Annotated in this window: 18 protein-coding genes; 10 read left to right on the top strand and 8 right to left on the bottom strand. The window is 61.4% G+C overall.

The window, feature by feature from the left end; all coding sequences use genetic code 11:
* Both C2846_RS12890 and C2846_RS12885 read right to left on the bottom strand, forming a co-directional pair.
* Positions 1-435 (bottom strand): YeeE/YedE family protein, encoded by a 435-nt coding sequence (locus C2846_RS12890; RefSeq protein WP_119701614.1) that lies wholly within the window; start codon positions 433-435, stop codon positions 1-3.
* Positions 425-754 (bottom strand): ArsR/SmtB family transcription factor, encoded by a 330-nt coding sequence (locus C2846_RS12885; RefSeq protein WP_080048803.1) that lies wholly within the window; start codon positions 752-754, stop codon positions 425-427. Before C2846_RS12885 ends, C2846_RS12890 begins: the two co-directional genes overlap by 11 nt.
* A gap of 89 nt (positions 755-843) precedes the next feature.
* Here C2846_RS12885 and C2846_RS12880 point away from each other — a divergent pair, with 89 nt between their 5' ends.
* Positions 844-1,293, top strand: a complete 450-nt coding sequence (locus tag C2846_RS12880; RefSeq protein ID WP_080048802.1) for an OsmC family protein — start codon at positions 844-846, stop codon at positions 1,291-1,293.
* Here C2846_RS12880 and gltS read toward each other — a convergent pair.
* The gene (gene gltS, locus C2846_RS12875) at positions 1,283-2,497 is read right to left on the bottom strand and encodes a sodium/glutamate symporter (RefSeq protein ID WP_095625959.1); all 1,215 of its coding nucleotides are present in this window, start codon (positions 2,495-2,497) and stop codon (positions 1,283-1,285) included. The genes C2846_RS12880 and gltS overlap by 11 nt on opposite strands.
* A 155-nt stretch (positions 2,498-2,652) precedes the next feature.
* On the opposite strand from gltS, the gene C2846_RS12870 reads away from it, so the two are divergent.
* The 8 genes from C2846_RS12870 to fhuF all read left to right on the top strand — a co-directional run bounded on the left by C2846_RS12870 (position 2,653) and on the right by fhuF (position 14,540).
* Positions 2,653-3,426: an SDR family NAD(P)-dependent oxidoreductase gene (locus C2846_RS12870; RefSeq protein WP_080048800.1), complete on the top strand. Its 774-nt coding sequence runs from the start codon at positions 2,653-2,655 to the stop codon at positions 3,424-3,426.
* A 95-nt stretch (positions 3,427-3,521) separates the two neighbouring features.
* Entirely contained in the window at positions 3,522-6,641 is a 3,120-nt protein-coding gene (locus C2846_RS12865; RefSeq protein ID WP_119701613.1) for a PAS domain-containing protein, read from the top strand.
* On the top strand, positions 6,638-8,242 hold the full coding sequence (locus C2846_RS12860; RefSeq protein WP_080048798.1) for a sensor histidine kinase: 1,605 nt from the start codon (positions 6,638-6,640) through the stop codon (positions 8,240-8,242). Before C2846_RS12865 ends, C2846_RS12860 begins: the two co-directional genes overlap by 4 nt.
* Before the next feature lie 33 nt (positions 8,243-8,275).
* Positions 8,276-8,668, top strand: coding sequence for a response regulator (locus C2846_RS12855; RefSeq protein WP_119701612.1), 393 nt, complete (start codon positions 8,276-8,278; stop codon positions 8,666-8,668).
* Positions 8,655-10,301 carry a diguanylate cyclase gene (locus tag C2846_RS12850; protein ID WP_080048796.1) on the top strand — a complete coding sequence of 549 codons (1,647 nt, stop codon included), beginning with the start codon at positions 8,655-8,657 and terminating at the stop codon, positions 10,299-10,301. The genes C2846_RS12855 and C2846_RS12850 overlap by 14 nt, the downstream gene beginning before the upstream one ends.
* Entirely contained in the window at positions 10,298-11,428 is a 1,131-nt protein-coding gene (locus C2846_RS12845; protein ID WP_165443823.1) for a response regulator, read from the top strand. Before C2846_RS12850 ends, C2846_RS12845 begins: the two co-directional genes overlap by 4 nt.
* Before the next feature lie 167 nt (positions 11,429-11,595).
* Complete coding sequence (locus C2846_RS12840) at positions 11,596-13,773, top strand: TonB-dependent siderophore receptor (protein WP_205890213.1); 2,178 nt, start codon at positions 11,596-11,598, stop codon at positions 13,771-13,773.
* 5 nt (positions 13,774-13,778) lie between these two features.
* Positions 13,779-14,540: a siderophore-iron reductase FhuF gene (gene fhuF / locus C2846_RS12835; protein ID WP_165443822.1), complete on the top strand. Its 762-nt coding sequence runs from the start codon at positions 13,779-13,781 to the stop codon at positions 14,538-14,540.
* 218 nt (positions 14,541-14,758) lie between these two features.
* Here the strand turns inward: fhuF and C2846_RS12830 are convergent, their stop codons facing one another.
* Complete coding sequence (locus tag C2846_RS12830; protein WP_119701610.1) at positions 14,759-16,822, bottom strand: TonB-dependent receptor family protein; 2,064 nt, start codon at positions 16,820-16,822, stop codon at positions 14,759-14,761.
* Positions 16,823-17,095: 273 nt separating this feature from the next.
* Here C2846_RS12830 and C2846_RS12825 point away from each other — a divergent pair, with 273 nt between their 5' ends.
* Entirely contained in the window at positions 17,096-17,557 is a 462-nt protein-coding gene (locus C2846_RS12825; protein WP_165443821.1) for a MarR family winged helix-turn-helix transcriptional regulator, read from the top strand.
* A 112-nt stretch (positions 17,558-17,669) separates the two neighbouring features.
* Here C2846_RS12825 and ntrC read toward each other — a convergent pair whose 3' ends face one another.
* From ntrC to glnA, 4 genes are all read right to left on the bottom strand, one after another.
* Positions 17,670-19,100 carry a nitrogen regulation protein NR(I) gene (gene ntrC / locus C2846_RS12820; protein WP_119701609.1) on the bottom strand — a complete coding sequence of 477 codons (1,431 nt, stop codon included), beginning with the start codon at positions 19,098-19,100 and terminating at the stop codon, positions 17,670-17,672.
* The gene (gene glnL, locus C2846_RS12815; protein WP_080048789.1) at positions 19,087-20,184 is read right to left on the bottom strand and encodes a nitrogen regulation protein NR(II); all 1,098 of its coding nucleotides are present in this window, start codon (positions 20,182-20,184) and stop codon (positions 19,087-19,089) included. Before glnL ends, ntrC begins: the two co-directional genes overlap by 14 nt.
* Positions 20,185-20,518: 334 nt before the next feature.
* Complete coding sequence (locus C2846_RS12810) at positions 20,519-21,148, bottom strand: DUF4124 domain-containing protein (protein ID WP_119701608.1); 630 nt, start codon at positions 21,146-21,148, stop codon at positions 20,519-20,521.
* Positions 21,149-21,288: 140 nt separating this feature from the next.
* A complete protein-coding gene (gene glnA / locus C2846_RS12805) occupies positions 21,289-22,692 on the bottom strand; it encodes a glutamate--ammonia ligase (protein WP_080051609.1) in 1,404 nt (467 codons plus the stop codon).
* Positions 22,693-22,977: the final 285 nt, after the last annotated feature.

The following is a 22,977-nucleotide window of genomic DNA, read 5'->3' as shown; positions in this document are numbered from 1 at the left end:
TCAGCCTCCCCACAGATGGCGCACGATGTAGACCGCCAGAAAGCCGCTAGCCATGAATGACAGCGTAGCTATCAGTCCGCGCCAGGACAGCCGCGACAGGCCACAGACACCATGGCCGCTGGTGCAGCCCGAGCCCAGCCGCGAGCCAAAGCCGACCAGCAACCCGGCGCTGACCAGCGCCAGCGGCCCGGCCTCGACCACGATCGTCGGGCGTGCCACCAGCAAGGTATAAAGCAGTGGCGCCATCAGGATGCCGAGCACGAACAGCCAGCGCTCGCCATTACCGGCCTGTCGTGGGCTCAGCAAGGCGCCGACAATCCCGCTGATGCCGGCGATACGGCCGTTGAACAGCATCAGCAGAGACGCGGCCAGCCCGATCATCACACCGCCGGCCAGGGCCGACCAGGGGGTAAAACTGGCCCAGTCAATGTTCATCGGTTGGCTCCTCAGCACAGTACAGTTGATACAGCGTGTTGATCAGCGCCAGCGCCTCGGCGCTGGCGATCCGATAGAAAATCTGCTTGCCCTCGCGACGGGTTTCCACCAGCCCTTCGCGGCGCAGCACCCCAAGCTGCTGCGACAGAGTCGGCTGGGTGATGCCCAGACGTTGCTCCAGTTCGCTGACATTCAGCTCGCCTTCGGCCAGCTGGCACAGCAGCATCAGTCGGTCGCGGTTACTCAGGGCCTTGAGCAACTGCTGGGCACGGTCGGCAGCGCCGCGTAAACGTTCCAGATCTATGGGTGTGGTATGCATGGCTATTCTGATAATTGACTGATCACTGACTAACAATATATATAAAAATAGATTATCTTCAAGCTAACTAATGGCAGGAGCAGCATCTCATGAGTGATGACTTCGTTCGCGTCACCCTGGAACAGCAACAGAACTTCCGGTTTCTGGCCCGTTACGATGGTGATACCCCGGAACTGGTGGTCGATGAACCGGCCCCGCTGGGTGGTTCGGCTGGTCCGAGCCCGAGCCAGTTGCTGATCACTGCAGTGACCAACTGCCTGAGCGACAGTTTGTACTTCGCCCTGAGCAAATTCCGTCAGCCCGCCGATGGGCTGCGCGCCGAAGGCATCGCTGAGCTGGGGCGCAATGCCGAAAACCGTTTGCGTATCGTTGGGGCCAGGGTCACCCTGCATCTGGGCTATCCCCAGGCGGCCTATGACAAGCTTGAGCGCATCCTCGGCCAATTCGAGCAGTTCTGTACCGTGTCCCAGAGTATCGCTGCCTGTCTGCCGATCAGCTTGCAGGTGCTCGACAGTGACGGGGAGGTGGTCAAGGGTTGAACATTTCAAAGCCCAGCAACAGTTGCACCAGGGTGGCGTTGGCGATGTCGATGAAGAATGCGCCCAGCAGCGGAATCACCAGGTAGGCTTTGGGGCTAGGGCCGAACCGGCTGGTCAGGGCGTTCATGTTGGCGATGCCGACTGGTGTAGCGCCCAGCCCCATGCCGATGAACCCGGCCCCGATGCAGGCGGCGTCGTAATTGCGCCCCAGTAAAGGGAATACCAGCCAGACCGTGAACAGGGCGATCAGCAGAGCCTGCATCAGCATCACCAGGCTGATGGCCCCCAGCGCCCCCTGCAGCGACAGCAGTGGCAGGCTGATCAGACTCATGCCCAGGAACAGCTGCAGACTCAGATCACCGATCAGCTGAATAGGCCGTGGGTCGACCCAGACCTTGGCCAGATCCAGCAGATTGGCCAGCACAATGCCGAGAAACATGGCGGTCAGAAACGCCGGCAGGCGCATGCCCAGATCCGAGAGCCAGTCATAGACGCTGGAGCCCAGGGCAAAGCACAGAGCGATCAGCAGTACCGCGGTCAACAGACTGTTGAGCTCGATCTGATAGATGGTTTTACCGCCGGTCTCCATGTGCGGCAGTTCATGCTCGGTGGTCTCGGGCGAGAGCTTGTGCCGGCGGATCAGGAAGGCCGCCACCGGCCCGCCCACCAGCCCGCCGGTGATCAGCCCGGCCGTGGCGAAGGTCAGGCCCAGGGTGCTGGCGTTGTCCAGGCCGAAATGCTCTTCGAACAACTGTCCCCAGGTCAGTGCCGTGCCATGCCCGCCGGCCAGCGAGATACTGCCGCCAATCAGCCCATATAACGGACTTTCCCCGACCAGCAGTGCCAGCGTAGTGCCAAGCAGGTTCTGAAAGACCAGAAAGATCACGGCCAGCCCCAGCATGATTGCCAGCGCCCGACCGCCTTCGAGCATCTGCCGCAGCCGAGAAGACAGCCCGATGGTACTGAAGAAAGCAATCAGCAGCAGATCGCGCAGGGCCAGTTCGAAGCGCAACTCCCAGCCTGAAAGCAGTTCGGTCAGCGCCACCAGTGCGCTGATCGGAATACCGCCGCTGACTGCCGGGGGGATGTTGTAGCGGTGCAGCAACGGCAACCAGTGATTAATTCGGTAGCCTAGCCACAGGGCAATAATCGCCAGGGCCAGGGTGGTCGGGGTACTGATGTGAAAAACGGCAGTTGCGTCCATGACGAGTCCTGACAGAATCCAGTCTGCAAGTTTAGCCGCATAGCGCCGGCTAGGGTTGCCGACATGGTGCATCATCAGCCGGATCGAGCATGCTGGAGTCGGCCAGAGGTTTGTCTGATACTGGCGCAAACACCTGCAGACCGAGGAGAGTTTCGATGACCACCCAACGCTTTGACCTGACCGGCAAGACCGCTCTGATCACCGGCGCATCCAGTGGCCTGGGCGCACATTTCGCCCGGGTATTGGCCAGCGCTGGGGCTCGGGTGGTGCTCGCTGCCCGGCGTGCCGAGCGGCTGCAGGCACTGGTTAACGAGCTCCAACAACAGGGTAGCCAAGCGCTGGCGGTCACCATGGATGTGACCGATTCGGACAGCGTCGATGCCGGCTTTGCTCAGGCAGAAGCCAACTGGGGCGTGGTCGACATTCTGGTCAACAATGCCGGCATTGCTGATCCGGCAGCCTTTCTGGAAATGACCGAAGGCAACTGGCGCAGTACCCTGGATACCAACCTGGATGGTGCCTGGCGGGTGGCCCACCGGGCCAGCCAGGCCATGGCCAGAAGCGGCAATGGCGGCAGCATCATCAATATCGCCTCGATTCTTGGCCTGCGGGTTGGCACTGCACTCAGTCACTATGCAGTCGCCAAGGCCGGCGTGGTGCAGTTGAGCAAGGCCATGGCGCTGGAGCTCGCGCGTGACAACATCCGGGTCAATGCGATCGCACCGGGCTACTTCCGCACCGAAATGAACAGTGATTACTTCGACACCGATAAAGGCCAAGAGTACATCCGCAGCAAGGTGCCGATGCGCCGTCTGGGGCAGTTGCAGGAATTGGATGGTCCGTTGCTGCTGTTGGCCAGCGAGGCCGGCTCGTTCATGACCGGCACCATTATCAACGTTGACGGTGGACACCTGAACAACAGCTTGTAATCCGTTAGAGGTAGCAGACCTATCCCGGACAGCGGCTGGCGCTGTGCCGGGATAGTGTCTATTGTCTGGCCATTGTCTGTTTGTTAGTGAGAATTATGGCCAAATCCCGCACCGTCATCGCCGGACATGTGATCCTGTGCCTGGGTACCCTGGCTCTGGCGCTGTTCTTCAGCTTCCTGGCCTGGTGGGGCTGGCAGCAACGTGAACAGCAATGGCAGCAGGAGCTCGATATGCACTCCGAGGTTCAGCGTCTGGCCGTACTGCAGGCCCGGGCCGGCCTGGAGCGCCAGGTGCTGCTGGCTGCCAGCCAGGTCAGCCAGAACCCGGATCTGCTGCGTCTGGTACGACGCATCGCCGTGCTGGCCGAGCGTGATGGCCTGGACTCCGATGGCGTGCTGTTGTTGCGCGCTCAGCTCCAGGCCGATCTGCAGGGGTTGTGGATGGTGCTGGCCGAGTCCGGGGCCAGTCAACTGCACATTCACCTGGCACCGGGGGTGATCAGTCTGTTGCGTATGCACCAGCCGGATAAATGGGGTGATCGGCTGGATGGCATTCGTCATCTGGTTGACCGGGTGCAACGCACGGGACAGTCCGTCAAAGGTATGGAAGTGGGCCGGCATGGTTCGGGTATTCGCGGGGTTGTGCCGATTCGTGCTAGCGAAGATTCCGATAGCGCGGTAATTGCCAGTGTCGAGGTCGGCTACGGGATGCTGCCGGAGCTGCGTCAGCTTGATCTGGAACTGGATGCCGGCCTGGCGCTGATGCTCTATCGGCCGAGCCTTGAGGGGGTGATGCTCGAGCAGGAGCAGAACGAACTGAGCCGGCTCGACAGTGGGGATTGGCTGTTAGCCCAGTACTCGCGAGCGGAAATTCTCGACTGGCGTGAAGCTGGTAGGCTCCCACAGCCAGAGTACAGTGCCGGTTATCGCCTGGTTGAAGCCTCCGACCAGCGCTATTTAGTGACCTTCATTCCGCTATACGAGGAAGTTGGCCGGCCGTTGGCGGCGGTGTTGGCCTGGCGTGAAATCGGCGCGGAACTGCTGCGCCATAACGCCGAGCAGCGGCAACTGCTGGGCCGCTGGCTGATTGCTTTGCTGGCGGCGGCCGGCCTGTTCAGTGCGCTGCTGCTGGCGACCCGGGTCACGGTACGGCGCCAGGCTGAGCAGCACCAACAGGCAATCATCCAGGAAAGTCTGGCCCGTGAGCAGACCCGGCAAGGGCTGGAGCGTCAGCGTCAGGCGCTGCGGGCGCTCAACGAAATCGCCAGTTTGCAGCATCTGGGCCAGCACGAGCGGTTGCGTCGGGTGCTGGAGCTGGGCTGTGGCTATCTGCGTCTGGACATGGGGATTGTCAGTCGGATCAAGGATGACGATTATCAGGTACTCAGCCATCATGCCAAGGACGATGGCCTGGAGGACGGTACGCACTTCCCGCTGGGGCAGACCTACTGCAGCCTGACTCTGGCCCAGGATGACGTGCTGGCGATTGACAATATGGGCCAGTCAATTCACCGCGGCCATCCGTGCTATCAGCATTTTGGCCTGGAGAGCTATATCGGAATGCCGCTGACGGTGGCTGGCGAGCGTTTTGGCACACTGAATTTTTCCAGTGCGCAGGCGCGTCACGAGTCGTTCGAGGACACCGACCTGGAATTCATGCGTCTGTGCGGCCGCTGGATTGCGGCCGTGCTGACCCGGGGCAAGTTCGAGCAGGAGCGTGAAGCACTGCTCAGCCGTTTCAGCAAGCTGGCCCGGCATCTTCCCGGCATGGTCTATCAATATCAGTACAACTGTAGTGGCCGCGGCTGGTTTCCCTACAGTAGTCAAGGAATTGTCGATATCTACGGCATCACGCCGGAACAGGCAGCGGCCAGTGATATGGCGGCTTTCGAGGCAATTTACCCGGAAGACCGACAAAGGGTGGCGATCAGCATCCGAGAGTCCGCAGCCGGGCTCAACGAATGGCGTTGCGAATATCGCATCCATCATCCTCAGCGTGGTTTGATCTGGGTTGCCGGGCGCTCCTCCCCCGAGCCACTGGAGAACGGCGACATTATCTGGCACGGGGTAATTACAGATATCAGCGAACAGGTTCGTGCGACCCGGGCACTGCAAAAAAGCGAGTCGCGGTTCCGCAGCATGGTCAGCAACCTACCGGGTGTGGTGTATCGCTGTCGAAGCGACGCCGACTGGACCATGTCCTACATGAGTGACGGTATCGCCCGGCTCACGGGCTATCCGGCCAGCGACTTCATCGACAATCGGGTTCGCAGCTACGCTAGCATCGTGCATCCTGATGACCTGCACCTGACCTATGCCACCATCGTCCATATCGAGCGTCGGGAGAGCTTTGAGCTGACCTACCGGATAGTGCATGCCGATGGCCACCATGTCTGGGTTCGGGAAAAGGGCCGTGGCGAATACGACAGCCAGGACCAACTGCTCTGGCTCGACGGTTTTATCTGGGATATCACCGAGCAGCATCGGGTCGAGCAGCTCAAAACCCAGTTCGTCTCGGCGGTCAGCCATGAGCTGCGCACGCCGCTGACCGCAATTGCCGGCGCGCTGGGGTTGGTGCTGGGCGGGGCCATGGGCGAAGTGCCGGAACCGATGGCAAAGCTGCTGGGGATTGCCCAGCAGAACAGCGACAACCTGCATGCGCTGATCAATGACCTGCTCGACATGGACAAGCTCAGCGAAGGCAAGATGCATTTTGAGCTTGAGCGTCAGCGGCTCAAGCCTCTGCTGGAACAGGCCTTGAGTCTGAATCAGGGCTATGCCGAGCAGTATCAGGTGCGTTTGCAGGCGGGCCGGATCGATGATGCCTGGGTGATCGTGGACGCCAAACGCATTGGACAGGTGCTGGCCAATTATCTGTCCAATGCTGCCAAGTTTTCCCATCCGGGAGGTGACGTTCTGCTCGAGGCTTGCATCGAAGCAGGGCAGGTGACGGTCAGCGTGACGGATCAGGGTATCGGGATTCCTGTCGACTTTCAGGAGCAGATCTTCCAGAAATTCAGCCAGGCCGATGGCAGCGATGCGCGCCAGCGAGGTGGTACAGGGCTGGGGCTGGCCATCAGTCGGGAACTGGTACAGCACATGGGCGGCCAGGTTGGTTTTGAGTCGCAAGAAGGCCAGGGCTCGTGTTTCTGGTTCCGTCTGCCCGTCAGTGAGGTCAGTAGTGTGCCTGCACATCATTCAGGAGAACCCTCATGAACGCGAGCGCCGAACAGCGCCGACTTGCGGCCCTGGCTCGTTACCAGATCATGGACAGCCCGGGCGAGGCGGCGTTTGACGATATCGCCACTCTGGCGACACGATATTTGCAAACGCCGATAGCGCTGGTTTCGCTGCTGGATGATCGGCGTCAGTGGTTCAAAAGCCGGGTGGGCCTGGACGTCTGCGAGACGCCGCGCGATATGGCGTTCTGTGCCCATGCGATCCGGGCCGACCAACTGCTGGTAGTCGAAAATGCCAGTGAAGATCCGAGGTTCCGTGACAACCCATTGGTGACCGGTGAGCCGCACATTCGTTTCTACGCCGGTATGCCGGTTCACTCGGCCGAAGGCTATCCGCTGGGCACGCTCTGCGTGATCGACCGCCAGCCACGCACGCTGGATGTCCAGCAACGCGACACGCTGAGCCGCCTGGCCGGACTGGTTGAGCAACAGTTGCGTCTGCGTTTGCAACTGCTCGAGGCCCAGGAACGCGAGATGGCCTTGAGTGAGCAGAAGGCCCTGAACGCCAGTCTGCTTGAGTCTATGATGGTCGGAGTGGTCGCCTGCGATGCCAAGGGCCAGCTAACGCTGATCAATCGTACGGCGCGGGATTGGCATGGCGTTGATATCCTAGATATACCGCCCGAGCACTGGTGGCGTTATTACGATCTGTACCACAGTGATGAAGTGACCCCGCTGGCCGCCGATCAGGTGCCACTGTGGCGTGCCCTGAGTGGCGAGCAGGTGAGCAATGTCAGTTTTTGCATCGCTGCCCGCGGCCAGCCAGTTCGCCATCTGCTGACCAGCGGCGGGCCGCTGTACGATGCCGAAGGCCGCTTCAAGGGGGCCATGATTGCGATGCTCGATATCACCGAGCGGCGTCAGATCGAGCAGATGAAAGGCCGGTTCATCGCCACCGTCAGTCATGAGTTGCGCACCCCGCTGACCTCGATCAGCGGCGCCATCGCCTTGCTGCTGGGTGGTGCTGGCGGTGACATGCCCGAGGCTGGACGGCGCATGCTGGGCATTGCCCAGGACAACACCCAGCGTTTGCAGGCGCTGATCAATGACCTGCTGGATATCGAGCGCCTGGAGTCCGGGCTTTTGCCGCTCAAACTGGGTGTCCAACCCCTGCTGCCGTTGCTGCAGCGGGCCATTGAGTCCAATCAGCCGTATGCCGAACGGTTCAATGTCAGCCTGGTGCTACAGCCGCTGTCAGCCGAGTTGCACCTGATCTGCGACGCCGAGCGCTTGCTCCAGGTGATGGACAACCTGTTGTCCAATGCTGCCAAGTTTTCCCATGCCGGGGATAGCATCGTGGTTGATTGTCGGGTGATCGATGATCAGGTCCAGGTGCAGGTCACCGATCAGGGGGTTGGCATCGCCATCGAACAGCAGAGCCGGCTGTTCCAGCGCTTCTTCCAGGTTGACGACAGCACCAGCCGCAAGCGTGGCGGCACAGGGTTGGGGCTGGCTATCAGCAAGGAACTGGTCGAGCGGATGGGCGGCAGCATTGGCGTCGACTCCCAAGCTGGTCAGGGTGCCTGTTTCTGGTTCCGCCTGCCATTGGCCGGCTCCCCGGACAGGAGCATGCCATAATGAGTCTCACTGATTGGGGGGATTATCAGAACTATGAGTCAGCTACAGCGCATCTTGCATATCGAGGACGACCCTTCGATCCAGGACATTGCCCGGATTGCCCTGGAAGTGGTGGGTGGTTTCGAGGTCAAGACCTGTGATGGCGGCGCGGCCGGCCTGGCCGCCGCTGAAGCCTTCGCCCCCGATCTTGTATTGCTGGATGTGATGATGCCGGGCATGGATGGACCGCAAACGCTGCAGCGGCTGCGGGAGTTGCCCGGGTTGCAGTATACCCCGGTGGTGTTCATGACCGCCAAGGTCCAGAGCCAGGAAGTTGAAGGCTACCGTGCCCTGGGGGCGGCCGGGGTTATCACTAAACCCTTTGACCCTATGCAACTGGCTACCGAGATTCGGGCCCTTTGGGAGCAATGGAATGCCGAAGACTGAACAGTTGAAAGCTCAACTGGCCGAGCTGGGCCAGGCTTTTCGCAAGCGGCTGGAGCAGGAACTGCCGGAACTGGTGCGCCAGGCCGAACAACTACAGAATACCGAGCAGGTCGAGCCCGCCCTGCAGCAGTTGCAGGGCCAGTTGCACAAGCTGGCGGGCTCGGCAGGCACCTTCGGCCATACAGCCCTGGGCGAGCGGGCCAGGGAGCTGGAGCAGTTGGCCAAGCACTGCCTGGCGGACCCCGCGGCTGCCGATGAGGCCCGCAAGCGCCTGCGCGAGGGATTGTGCCAGTTACCACTGTTGCTCAATCAGAGCCGGCCCGAACCGCAGGACAGCCAACCGCTGGAATCGGCGCTCCCTGATGAGCAGGGGCAGCAGCATATCCTCATGCTGGAACACGATCCCGAGCTGGCGCGTCAGACCAGTCAGACCCTGAGCAATTTCGGCTATCAGGTCACCATCCTGGAGCAGGCCGACAGCCTGATTACCCAGCTGGACAGCGGTCAATACGCGGCATTGATCATCGACATCAGCCCCGAGGTGGCCGGCCATCAGGCCCTGGGCGCGCTGCAGCGCTGGCAGGCTGGCCGCGTCCCCCCCCTGCCGGTGATCGCCATTAGTACCGACTCGGCATTTGCCGCCAGGCTCGAGGCGGTGCGGGCCGGCGCGCGCGGGTTCTTCACCAAACCGGTAGACCTGACCGTGCTGGAAAACCGCCTGCGGCGCAGTTTTGAGGTCCAGCAGGACGACCCGTTCCGGGTTCTGGTGGTGGATGACGATCAGGAACTGGCGGAACGCTTCAAGGCCATTCTCGACAACGCCGGGATGCGCGTGGAGACCGTGCTCGACCCGGCACAACTGATCAAGCGAATGAACGCCTTTCAGCCGGACGTGGTGTTGATGGATATCAATATGCCCCACTACAGCGGTATTGAGCTGGCGCAGATGATCCGGCTGAACGACAACTGGCTGCGGGTGCCGATCATTTATCTGTCGGCGGAAACCGATACCGTGGCGCAGATGGCAGCTCTGCTCAAGGCTGGCGACGACTTTGTCAGCAAGCCGATCAGTGATGCGGCACTGTTGACCACGGTTTATGCCCGGGCCCAGCGTGCCCGCCTGGTGAGCCAGGCGCTGGCGCGCGACAGCATGACTGGTCTGCTCAAGCATGCCGACATCAAGGAACAGGTCGAACTGGAGGTCGAGCGTGCCTTGCGCACTCAGCAGCCGGTGAGTATCGCAATGATCGATATCGACCACTTCAAGTCGGTCAACGACAACCATGGGCATGCGGTGGGCGATACCGTGATTCGGGCGCTGGCCAACCTGCTGCGCCAGCGCCTGCGGCGGATTGACCGGATCGGTCGCTACGGCGGTGAAGAGTTTGTCGCAGTGCTGCCCAACTGCGCAGCGGCTGATGCCAAAGCGATCCTGGACAGCATCCGCGAGGCTTTCTCGGCGTTGCAGTTCAGTAGTGGCTCGAAGCTGTTTCAATGTACCTTCAGTGCCGGTATCAGCGCCTGCGAGGCGCCGGACTGGTGTCTGGACGAGCCGCTGGAGCTGGCTGATCAGCATCTGTATCAGGCCAAGCAGCAAGGCCGCAACCGGGTGATTGGAGTGTCGCTATCTTGAACGTCATTATCGTCGAGGACGATGAGTGGATTGCCGAATTGCTGGCGCAGGTAATTGGACATGTTGCCAGTGATGCGCGGGTATTGCGCTTTGGCAACGTGCGCGACTGCCTCAATCAGCTCAAGGCCCGGCCAGTCGATCTGCTGCTGGCCGACCTGCACCTGCCCGATGCCAGTGGGCTCGAGGCGATACGGGTGGCTCGCCAGCGCAGCCCGGCCAGCAGCCGGGTGTTACTGACCGCCAGCATTGACCGCGCTACCGTTCTGGCCGCTCGGGATGCCGGGATTACCGACTTCATTGCCAAGCCCTTCAGCGTCGAGGTGCTGATCGAGCGCCTGGGCAAGGTTATGCAGGGGCACGGGCAGCCTACGGCTGCGCCCATTCAGCTCGACAGCCTGGAGCACTTTCTCACCCAGCGACCGGAGCAGGCGCTGTTCATCCCCTGGTGCGAGCCGGCTCACCGCCAGAGTGTGCTGCACTGGACGGCGCGCTGTGAGCCCTCGGAGCTTTGGCGCATGGCGCGTCAGGAGCCGCTGCTGGCTGCTGAGTGGTTGAGCCGGGCCAATCGCCATGAGCACGCCGACGGCGGCTTCGACTGCCTGAGTCTGGAGGCCGCGATCAAGCGCCTGGGCCCGGCCGAGTGCGTCCGGCTGGCCCACCAACTGGCACATACCCAGCCGGGTCTGACTCACGTCGATCTGCAGCAGTTGGCCGGACAGTTGCTGGCGCAGCAAAGTGGGCTCGGTGAAATTCTGAATTCATTGGCCCGCCCGCAGGGGCTGGCTACCGAGCAGATGCACACGGCAGTGGAGCTCAGTCGCCTGGGTGAGCTGGCGGTCCTGTGCGCGATCCAGAACTACTTCAACTACGGTGGTATGGTCTGTGACCGTGTCAGTCTGGAAACCTTGCTGACGCGCTTCGGGCCAGGGTTTGGCAATGCCCTGAAAACCCGGCTGCGCTTGCCGTTTCCGTTGCGTGAGCTTATCGGTGCTCTGTTCAAACTACCGGCTGGCAGCCTGCGCAAGGATCGGGTCATCATGCGCATTGCAGCTCTGGAGGCTGGTTTGGCCCAGGATCCCGGTCAATTACGCCAGTTGCGCCAATGGATTGGGATAGAGCCGGACTGAGTGCGCCGGGTGAATGTAGGTTGTCGATGGGCTGCTGTCCGATACCGTGGCGCGGATCAATCAGTTGGCGGAAACCCTGCAGAAGCTGTCCAGCGCCTCAGATTGATTTGATTATCTAAATGATAATGGTTTAGATTGGCAGCAATAGTTCCCTGAGGTCGCCTTTCATGTCCCGTTCCGATCTGTGCCGGCCAGTTGTGCCGGCTGCTGTCGTCGCTGAAAACAACCTGTTATCCCCACTGGCCATCGCGCTGGGTGTTGGGCTGACCTGCCTGACGCTTAACGCCAATGCCCAGGACAGCGCGGTCCTGGCGCCAACTACAGTCATCGGTGAACAGGCCGATCCGCATGGTCCGGATACCGGGTATGTCGCCAGCAATACCCTGGTCGGCACCAAAACCGATACTCCGCTGAACGAGATTCCGCGTTCGATCTCGGTGGTGACTCGCCAGCAGATGGAGGATCGCAACGTCCTCAGTATCAGCGATGCGCTCAAGTACACCCCCGGCGTACAGGCTGGTTACTTCGGTGAGGACAACAAGCAGGACTGGTTCATCATTCGCGGTTTCAAGCAGGCCAACTTCGGCCTGTTCCATGACAGTACCCGGGTTTACTCCAGCGGTTTCTACAGCTGGCAGATCGACCCCTACCAGCTTGAGCGGGTTGAGGTGCTACGCGGAGCTTCCTCGGTGCTGTACGGCCAGACGCCGCCGGGCGGGGTAATCAATCTGGTCAGCAAGCGCCCGAGCGAGAGCGCTTTTGGCGAGGTTGGTATGCAGGTCGGCAGCTTCGATCGGCGCCAGCTCAATCTGGACGTCACCGGCCCGCTCAACGACAACCCGCAGGTGTTGTATCGGGTCACCGCGCTGGCGCGCGAAAGCGGCACCCAGGTTGACGACGTCGACAACGATCGCTTGCTGATCGCGCCGTCGTTGACCCTCAAGCCGAGCGAGGCCACCGAACTGACCCTGCTGGCCAGTTTCCAGAAGGACAGCGGTGACCCTATGCTGCAGTTTTTACCGGCCGAGGGCACGGTGCGGCGTCATCCGCTGGGCAAGATCGATACCGATACCGCAGTCGGCCTGCCCGACTATGAAGAGTTCGAGCGCAGCCAGTACACCCTGGGTTATGAGTTCAATCACCGCTTCAACGACACTTGGAGTGCTCAGCAGAACCTGCGTTACGGGCATATCGATGTTGATCTGCGCCAGCTGTTCTTTTTCTTCTGGGCCGATTTGCCGGCCGGCGAGCTGGTACGTGGTTTGAGTTATGCCGATGGTGAGGCCGACAATCTGTCGGTCGACAATCGCCTGATTGGTCAGTGGCAGTCCGGCGCCTGGGAAAGCACGCTGCTGCTGGGTGCTGACTACCAGCGGCTGAAGGTCAAGGACAGCAGCCCCAACGGCTGGCCGCTGTATCCGGCCACGCTGAACATCTTCAACCCCGGTTATACCCAGGTGCCGTTCGATTTTGCTCTGGAAGACAAGCGCAGCAAGGTTGATCAGGTCGGGGTCTATGCCCAGAACCAGCTCAAGTACGATCAGCGCTGGGTGTTCCTGCTGGGCGCTCGGCACGACCGGGCCAAGTTCGATTTCGATAATCGCACCACCGGTGCCGGCAATCAGGCCAAGGACGACGAGATTACCTGGAATGGCGGGGTCGCCTATCTGTTCGACAATGGCCTGACACCCTACGCCAGCTATTCGCAGTTCTTTCTGCCAGTCACCGACGTTGCCCCCGATGGTCGGGCGTTCAAGCCGGAAACCGGCCAGCAGTATGAACTGGGCCTGAAATATCAGCCGCCCGGATTTAATGGCAGCTTCAATGCCGCGCTGTTCGAGTTGACCCAGGAGAACGTGCGCAAGGCGGCTGGTGCACCGGCAGTGACCCAACAGGTTGGTGAGGTTCGGGTGCGTGGCCTGGAGCTGGAAGCCACCGCCAATGTCACCCCGGCACTGAGTCTGGTCGGTGCCCTGACGCTGCTCGATGCCGAAACCACCAAGACGGGTAATGCCGTGGCGGAAAAGGGCAAGACGCCCTCGCAGGTGTCGGACAAGCTGGCTTCGCTGTGGGCGCATTATCAGGTCCGTGGCGGGGTGCTCGACGGCCTGGGCTTTGGTGCTGGGGCACGCTATGTCGGGGCCAGCTACGGTGATAATGTCGAAGAGCTGAAGGTGCCCTCCTACACGCTCTACGACGCCATGCTCAGTTACGACTGGCGGAATCTGCGCTTGCAGCTCAATGGCAACAACCTGAGCGACAAGAAATATGTCGCGACCTGTGACTATTACTGCTGGTATGGCAACCGCCGCAATCTGGTCGCCAGCCTTAGCTACCGCTGGTAGGGCCGGTGAACTCGCCGTTGGCCGTGTTGTTTCCGGGGCCGCTGGCACCTTTGGGGCAAGCCCTGGTGCTGGCCGATGACCCGCGCCCGGCGCTGAGCTGGGATGAGTATCTGGAGCCTGAGCGGCTACAGGCCAACCTGCTGCGGTTTCTGCCCGAGCATGGCGAGGGCGATCCGCGCGCGCGGGTATCGCTGTGGGCCAAGTATCACTTTCTGCGGCTGGTGCCGGCCGTGGTCGCTGCCAGCCTGAGCAGTGATTGGCGGTTGCCGGTGTGTGCTAGTGAGGTGGCGGTGATTCTGGGGGACGACGGACTGCCGGCGGCCTTCCGCCTGGCAGACGCTGGCCAGCCTTGGGTGCATGCGCCTCGGCACGGTTTCGAGCGTTTCGAGGAGCTGTTCGACGGCCATATCGATCCGCTGATTCGGGCGCTGTGCGCACAGGTCAAGCTGGCGCCCAAGGTGTTGTGGAGCAGCGTTGGCCACTACTACGAATGGATTGTCGGCGAGTTGGCCAGCCAGCCCTTGCCAGCGCAGCGCATAGTCCAGGCTCGCGAATGGCTGGAACAGTCCTGCCGTCCGGATGGTTTTCGCAACCCGCTGCATGACAGCATTAGCTATGTCGCCCGGCCGGGCCTGGAGGGGGTGCATCGCCAACGCCGGCATTGCTGTATTCGCTACCGGCTGCCGGGCAAGACGCTGTGCGGCAACTGCCCGCATATCGATAAGCCGCCGGCAGGCTATGACATGAACTTGGCCAGCAAGGCCTAGGGAGCCTCTGGAAAACTACCTACGTTGGCAATACTGCGTTAAAAACAGCCTCGATCGCGAGCCCGGTCAAAATGCTCATTTACACCACGTAAACTCCGCTTTTTCGGCTGTTTTTGCGGGGCCGCCATCGGTATTGTCTTGCCTGCCTCGGCTCTGGCTCCTGCTTCGCCCTAACTCCTGCATCCATGCAGTCGTCGCCTACGTTTTCCAGAGGTTCCCTAGCGCCACTGATACTCCAGCCCTACCCCCGCCAGCCACTGGCGTCCCGGAGCCGGTTCGTAGTAACGAGTTCTGGGTTCGTTGATGATCAATGAGCCGATGTAATCGCGGTCCGTGAGGTTATCGATCCGCAGGAACGGTTCCAGCAGCCAGCCTCCCAGTGCCTGTCGATAGCCGGCGCGCCAGTTGAGTACTGCATAGCCTGGGGCCTTGGCCTGATTGTCGTCGCTGGCATAGCGCTGACTTAGTGCCTGCAGCTCCACTGCGGTGGAGAAGCCTTGCGCGGCCGGTTGCCAGGCCAGTTCGGCATACAGGCTCTGGCGCGCGGTGCCCGGCAGGTCACGGCCGGACAGGTCGCTGCCGTCGGCCCGCCGGTAGCGATCGAACCGGGCTTGCAGCCAGGTGTAGGCCAGATAGCCGCGCAAGCCATGCTCGAACTGCTGCTCGAGCGCCAGTTCCAGGCCGCGACGGGTCGAGCGCCCGGCGTTGGTGAAGGTGCTGCGGTCGGTTCCGACCTGATTTTCACCGGGGACGATCTCGTCGCGCACACGGCTTTCGAACAGGGCCAGGTCCAGATAACCGTCCGCGTGGCGCCATTTCATGCCCAACTCGGCATTGCGTGACAGGCTTGGTTTGAGCGCGAAGTTCAGCCCGCTGCCGCTGGGGCGGTAAGCCAGCTCCTGAAAGGTTGGGGTTTCAAACCCCTGGCCCAGCGCACCGTACAGGCTCAGTTGCGGGGTCCATTGCCAGCTCAGCCCGGCCGCCGGATTGCTGCGCTGATAGCGTACCTTGCCACTGTCGTCCTGGCCGTCGGCGAAGAAGTCATCATCGGAGTCGAACTGGATCCGGCTGTGGCGCAGGCCGGCGGTCAGTTGCCAGCGCGGTGCCAGTTGCCAGGTACTGATCAGATAGGCTTCCTGGCTGTCGACCCGGTTGAACTCGTCGCGCTTGCGCTGGCCCTTATGGCCGTTGTCGTTGACGAAGCCGTCGCGTTGCTCACCCTGGTAGTCGTAGGTCAGCCCGGCGGCCAGCTCGACCGGGCGACCGAATACTTGGCTGCTGCGCTGCCAGCCCAGTTCGACACCGCCAAACCGGCGATCCAGCTCGACCACGCCGCCACCGGCAAATTCGCCTGCGCCGGCAAAGCCCAGATACTGCTGGACGAAGCGCTCGCCGCCGTAGGCCATCAGAGTCAACTGATCATCGTTGCCCAGACGCCGTTGGTAGTTCAGCCCGGCCTGCTGATGACGCACGCTTTTGCGGGTGTTGAATGTCTGGCTCTGACTGACAGCCTGGCGCCGGTCCTGCCTGAGCTGTTCGGCGCTCAGCCCGAGCGGGTCACGGGTGTTCGGTTGGTCGAGGCTGTTGAGCAGCAGCGTCAGGCTGGAGACGTCATCGATATCCCAGCCCAGACGCAGGTTGGCGCTGTCACGGCGGGTCTGGCTGTGGTCGCGGTAGCCGTCGGTGTGCAGGCGGGCAATGTTGGCGTTGATGTTCAGGTCGCCGTGTTGAGCACCGTAGCGCAGCCGCGAGCGCCAGAGCCCGTCGCTGCCAACCGCACTGCGGCTGTTCAGGGTGGGATGGAATGGAGCCTCGCTGCTGAAGCCCTGGATAATCCCGCCCGAGGCATTGCCGTACAGGGTGGTCAGCGGACCGCGCAGTACTTCCAGGCGCTGCAGCGCGTCAAGGTCGAACAGCGCTGGCTGGCCCTGACCGTCAGGCATGGTCAGCGGAATACCGTCCTGCACCAGGCGCACGCCGCGCACCCCGAAGGCGGCCCGGGCGCCGAAGCCGCGTGAGGAAATCTGCAGGTCCTGGGCGTAGTTCTGGCGATTGAGCGCGAGTATGCCCGGTAGCCGTTGCAGTGGTTCGGAAACATTGGCACCCAGTTGCTGGCGCGAAAGCTCTGCGTCGCTCAGCACGCTACGGGTCAGCGGCTGCTGATTCTGATCGTCACTCTGGCTGCCCAGGATCACCTGGGCTGGCAGGCTGAGCGGGCGTTCTACGGCTTGGACCGGCAAGGCGATCAGCAGGCTCAGAGTCGGTAAGGTCAATAGGCGCATGGGCTGGTGTCAGGTTTGGCGGTTCCGGCAGGCAGTATACGAAGGTTTGCGCCCAGGACCGGCCCGGGCGGGTGGGTAATTGAGTGACTTTGTGCATGTTATTTGATATATAAATAAATTTGAGCTAGCACTTGAGCGCAAACTCTACTATTTTCGCTATTTTTGCCGGGGTTTTATTTTTATTCGTCAAAATAAATTTACGGCTAAAATATTTAGTCTTTGTGGCAAAATATAACGGATAAGTCCGTGTGCCGCCTGGAGTTGACTATGCACATGATGCACGATTTGTATCTGGCGCTGCGCCGTCTGCAGCGGGCCAGCGAAATTCACGCCAAGCGTCTGGGTCGGCATAGCGGGCTGACCCCTATCCAGCTACTGATCCTGCACAGTATTCAGGCCATGGGCGAGGGAACCTTGGGCGATTTGGCCCGGCGGGTCAGTGTCTCCCAGGCTACCCTGAGCACCATCATCGACCGGCTGGAGAAGCGCGAGTTGCTGCAGCGTATTCGCAGTCAGAGCGATAAGCGCAAGGTTCATCTGGCTCTGACCGAAAGCGGCCTGGCGGCGATTCAGGCCGAGCCGGCCTTGTTGCCCGGCGACTTTCTTGAGCGCTACGCGCAGTTGCCCGACTGGGAGCAGTTGATGTTATTGGCCAGCCTGCAGCGGGTGGCCGGGTTGTTGGAGGAAGGTCAGCAGGGGCCGGCGGAGCTGTTCGATGTGAAGCTCGAGGCCTGAGTTTTTTCGTGCATAAAAAAAGGTGACTCAAGCCTGCCTGAACCTGAGTCACCTCAAATACACCCAAGGTTATTTAAAGCATCAACTGTGCCAATTTGATTACAGAGGCCGATTATTCCGCCTCGTCATCGTCGTGGCCGTCTACGTTCATGCCCAGTTCCTTGATCTTGCGGGTCAGGGTATTGCGGCCCCAGCCCAGTAATTGCGCGGCATCCCGGCGTCTGCCGGCGGTGTGCTTGAGCGCGGTCTCGATCATGATGCGCTCGAACGCCGGTACGGCGACATCCAGCAGGTTGGTGACGCCGCGAGCCAGTTCCTGGTCGGCCCAGGTGCGCAAACTATGCTCCCAGTGGCCGTCAGGTGCACTGTCCTGGTGCTGGGTGAGCAGTTCTGGTGGCAAGTCCTCGATCAGCACTTCGCGGCTGGAGGCCATGACCGTGATCCAGCGGCAGGTGTTCTCCAGTTGGCGCACGTTGCCCGGCCAGGGCAGGTTGCGCAGGTAGTCCTGGGTCTGTGGCTTGAGCACCTTTGGCTCGACCGCCAGCTCCTGGGCGGCCTTGGTCAGAAAGTGCTGGGCCAGCGCCGGGATGTCCTCACGGCGCTCGGCCAGCTTGGGAATGTGAATGCGGATCACGTTGAGGCGGTGGAACAGGTCTTCGCGGAACTTGCCGGCCTGCACTAGGCCTTCAAGGTTCTGGTGGGTGGCGGCGATGATGCGCACATCGACCTTGATTGGTGTATGGCCGCCCACCCGATAGAACTCGCCATCAGCCAGAACCCGTAGCAGCCGGGTCTGGGTTTCGGCCGGCATATCGCCGATCTCGTCGAGAAACAGGGTGCCGCCATCGGCCTGTTCGAAGCGGCCGCGTCGCTGCACGGCGGCACCGGTAAAGGCGCCCTTCTCGTGGCCGAACAGTTCCGATTCCATCAGGTCCTTGGGGATCGCCGCCATGTTCAGGGCGATGAACGGGTTGCGCGCGCGCGGGCTGTGGCGATGCAGGGCGTGGGCTACCAGCTCTTTGCCGGTTCCTGACTCACCGTTGATCAGTACCGTGATATTGGAGTGCGAGAGCCGGCCGATGGCGCGGAATACCTCCTGCATGGCCGGGGCTTCACCAATGATTTCCGGGGTGCGGGTTTGCCCCTGCTCCGGCTCCAGCCCTTCCTGCTCGCGGGTATGGGCCAGGGCACGGCGTACCAGGGCGACCGCTTCGTCGACATCAAAGGGCTTGGGCAGGTATTCGAAGGCCCCGCCCTGGTAGGAAGCCACGGCGCTGTCCAGATCCGAATGGGCGGTCATGATAATGACCGGCAGCTTGGGGTGTTGTTCGCGGATGCTGCTGAGTAGTTCCAGGCCGCTGGTGCCGGGCATGCGGATGTCACTGATCAGCACGTCCGGGTGTTGGCGTTGCAGGCGAGCAAGAGCGCTGTCGGCATTGTCGAAGCAGACCGGCTCCATGCCTTCCTGCTGCAGGGCCTTTTCCAGCACCCAGCGGATGGAACGGTCGTCATCGACAATCCAGACATTTTCAGCTCGGCTCATGGGTTTGATCTCCGGGGTGTTGTTCCAGCGGCAGGAATAGAGTGAATACGGTATGGCCAGGCTCGCTGTCGCACTCGATCAGGCCATGATGCTGGCTGATGATGTTCTGAGTGATCGACAGGCCCAGACCGGTGCCATCGGCCCGGCCACTGACCATGGGGTAGAAGATGCTGTCGACGATCTCGGTCGGGATGCCCGGGCCGTTGTCGATGACTTGCAGTTTGCAGACCAGCCGGTGTCGGGTCTGGCCAATGGTGAACTGGCGCAGAGTGCGGGTGCGCAGGGTGATGCGCCCGGCTTCCAGGCCGCTGTATCCGGCGATGGCCTGCATGGCGTTGCGCACGATATTGAGCACCGCCTGAATCAGTTGCTCGCGGTCGGCCATCAGTTCCGGAATGCTCGGATCGTAGTCGCGGCGCAGGCGCAGGATGCCTTGGGTTTCGGCCTCAATCAGGCTGCAGACCCGTTCGGTGATTTCGTGGATGTTGATCGGTCGCAGGTTTGGCGGGCGGTAGGGGCCGAGCATGCGGTCGACCAGATTGCGCAGCCGGTCTGCTTCCTCAATGATCACGTCGGTGTAATCCTTGAGATTGTCTTCGGGCAGTTCGCGGGCCAGTAGCTGGGCGGCGCCGCGAATGCCGCCGAGCGGATTCTTGATCTCGTGGGCCAAGCCGCGCACCAGCACCTTGGTGACTTCCTGCTTGGATAGTTGCGCTTCTTCCTTGGTGATCCGCAGCAGGCGATCACGCGGCTGCAACTCCATCAAGACCCAGTTGCGCTCGGAGGCCATGATCGGCGTTACCGAATAGTCGACCATCAGGCTGCTGCCATTGCTCAGCAGCAGCTGGGCTTCGCGCTTGGTGAACGGGTGGGCGTTGTCGACCGCGTTCTGCATCGAGTCCTGGGCGCTGACGCTGTCGGTGAACAGTTCGCTGATTGGTTGCTGCTGAACTCGTTGGCCGCTGACGGCCAGCAGCATTTCGGCGGCCGGGTTCATGTAGCTGACGCACAGGCGGGCATCCAGCAGGATCACCGCTGTGGTCAGGTTGTCGAGAATCTGGCGTAAAAAGCGATCAGGCAGCATAGCTAAGGGTATCCACGGTTTGTGCAGAGAAATGCAAGAAGCGAACCAATAAGGGGCGTTTGCGCGGCTGGCTTGCAAAGCATTTGCACAGTTGCCAGGCAGGTTCGGTTTGGGTCCTGGGTGGCGCTTGCACAAAAGCGGCGCACGGCACGCTGCAACAGGGTTTGCACGGGTTTCCGGCGGCCTGGCTGGAGCCTGCTCGGGGGCAGGCTGTCAGCCGGTCAGGTGCTTTTGGCGCTTCGGGCAAACTGCTGCGTGCACAGAGTTAGGCGCTTGTGTATTGAGTATGCACCGAAATGGTGCGCAGCGGGAGTGGGGTGGGCGGTGATGGGGCTCAACTACCGCCACTGCGACCGGGGGCTGGCACGTTGGGCGCGCGCGGGGCGTTGGGAACCTGGGGCGCCTGATTGCTACCGGCACGGCCCGGCTGCAGCAATGAAGTGCGTTGCAGGTGTACGGTGATTGCGCTGCTGCGTTGCAGGACGTTACCACGCGCATCGACTACCACCACTGCCAGTTGGTGGCTGCCGCGATCAATATTGGTCAGGCTGAGCAGGTGGTTGCGCTGGCCGCGGCCGGGGCTGGAAACATCGGTCAGTTCGCCGTCGAGCTCGACCCTCAACAGATGGCTGCCGCTCAGGCCGGGGTCGGTAGTGACACTCAGAACCAGATTGCCCTCATTGCTGCGGATCGCCTCATCATTGCTGGGGCTGGTGATTTCCAGGCGTTGATAGGCAGGGCCGGCAGCCGGCTGGTCGCTGGTGCCGGGGCTGCGGATTTCAGTGCGACGCGGAGGCTCGACTGTGTTGGTCGGCCCGACCTCCAGCGTGCTGGCGCCGGGGCCAGGCTGGTCGGAAAACACCTTGTTGCCGTCGGCGTCAGTCCAGGTGTAGATCTGTGCGGCAGCAGCGAGGGGCAAGGCCAGCAGCAGGGGCAGGGCTGTCAGGGGCAAAATGCGAGGCATGGTGATCTCTCCTTGGGGCTTGCGTAAGACTTGCAGTCATTTCCCTGCTTGGCAAGTCGGTCGCCGCTGGTAACGGACGGACGCAAAAAAGGGGCGCCCGGATGGGTGCCCCTTTTTGGACCACGGTATCGCAGCCGGGTTCAGACGCTGTAGTACAGGTCGTATTCCAGCGGGTGAACGAAGGTGCGAACCTTGATTTCCTCGGCGGCCTTCAGCTCCATGTAGGCGTCGATGAACTCGTTGGTGAACACGTCGCCCTTGGTCAGGAACTCGCGGTCAGCGTCCAGCGCTTCCAGAGCTTCCTTCAGGCTGCCGCAGACCTGCGGGATCTGCTTGGCCTCTTCCGGCGGCAGGTCGTACAGGTTCTTGTCAGCGGCATCGCCAGGGTGGATCTTGTTCTGGATGCCGTCCAGGCCAGCCATCAGCAGCGCAGCGAAGGCCAGGTAGGGGTTGGCAGCCGGATCCGGGAAGCGAGCTTCGATGCGGCGGGCTTTCGGGCTGGATACGTACGGAATACGGATCGAGGCCGAACGGTTGCGGGCCGAGTAGGCCAGCATGACCGGAGCTTCGAAGCCCGGAACCAGGCGCTTGTAGGAGTTGGTCGACGGGTTGGTGAAGGCGTTCAGGGCCTTGCCGTGCTTGATGATACCGCCGATGAAGTACAGGGCGGTGTCGGACAGGCCGGAGTAGCCTTCGCCGGCGAAGGTGTTCTTGCCGTCTTTGGCGATAGACATGTGTACGTGCATACCGGAGCCGTTGTCACCGTACAGCGGCTTGGGCATGAAGGTAGCGGTCTTGCCGTAGGCGTCGGCCACATTGTGTACGCAGTACTTCAGGGTCTGTACTTCGTCGGCTTTCTTCACCAGGGTGTTGAACAGCACGCCGATTTCGTTCTGACCGGCAGTGGCCACTTCGTGGTGGTGCACTTCGATGGTCAGGCCCATTTCTTCCATGGCATTACACATGGCGGTACGGATTTCGTGGTCGTGATCGACCGGCGGCACCGGGAAATAGCCGCCTTTGACGCCCGGACGGTGGCCCTTGTTACCGGTTTCGAAGTCGGCATCGGTGTTCCAGGAACCCTGCTCGGAGATGATCTTGAACATCGAGCCGGAGATGTCAGACTTGTATTTGACTTCGTCGAAGATGAAGAACTCGGGCTCCGGACCAACGAATACGGTGTCACCGATACCGGTGGACTTCAGGTACTCTTCGGCGCGCTTGGCGATGCCGCGCGGGTCACGCTCGTAGCCCTGCATGGTGGAGGGCTCGATGATGTCGCAGACGATGATCAGGGTCGGCTCTTCGGTGAACGGGTCCAGCACCGAGGTCTCGTCATCGGGCATGAGGATCATGTCGGAGGCTTCGATGCCTTTCCAGCCGGCAATGGAGGAGCCGTCGAACATCTTGCCGTCTTCGAAGAAGTCATCATTGACATCGCGGGCCGGAATGGTGACGTGCTGCTGCTTGCCTTTGCTATCGGTGAAGCGCAGGTCAACCCACTTCACTTCGAATTCTTTGATCAGTTGAATCGCTTTCGACATGGTTTCCTCCACGGGGAATCATTTGCCGGACCCTTTGGGTCCGGCGCCTTTCAATCAGAGCGGAAAACGTCCGCGAATCCGCTTGCGTTACAAGAGAGCAAAAGGTGTGCCATTTCGGAGCATTGGCGCAAAGCCCCGTGCCAAGCGGCTTTTGTCTGGTGCAACGAAAAAGTGCACTTGAAAGGTGCACGGATACGGTGCATCGAGTCTAGTACAGGCACCAAAATGGTGCGAATGCTCGTCGTCGGTTATCCTGCAGCCGGCGCCGGGCCGGGGTATAATGCG

Source organism: Pseudomonas jilinensis (assembly GCF_003586265.1).
Lineage (GTDB): Bacteria > Pseudomonadota > Gammaproteobacteria > Pseudomonadales > Pseudomonadaceae > Halopseudomonas > Halopseudomonas phragmitis.
This window is presented reverse-complemented; position numbering and strand designations above follow the sequence as displayed.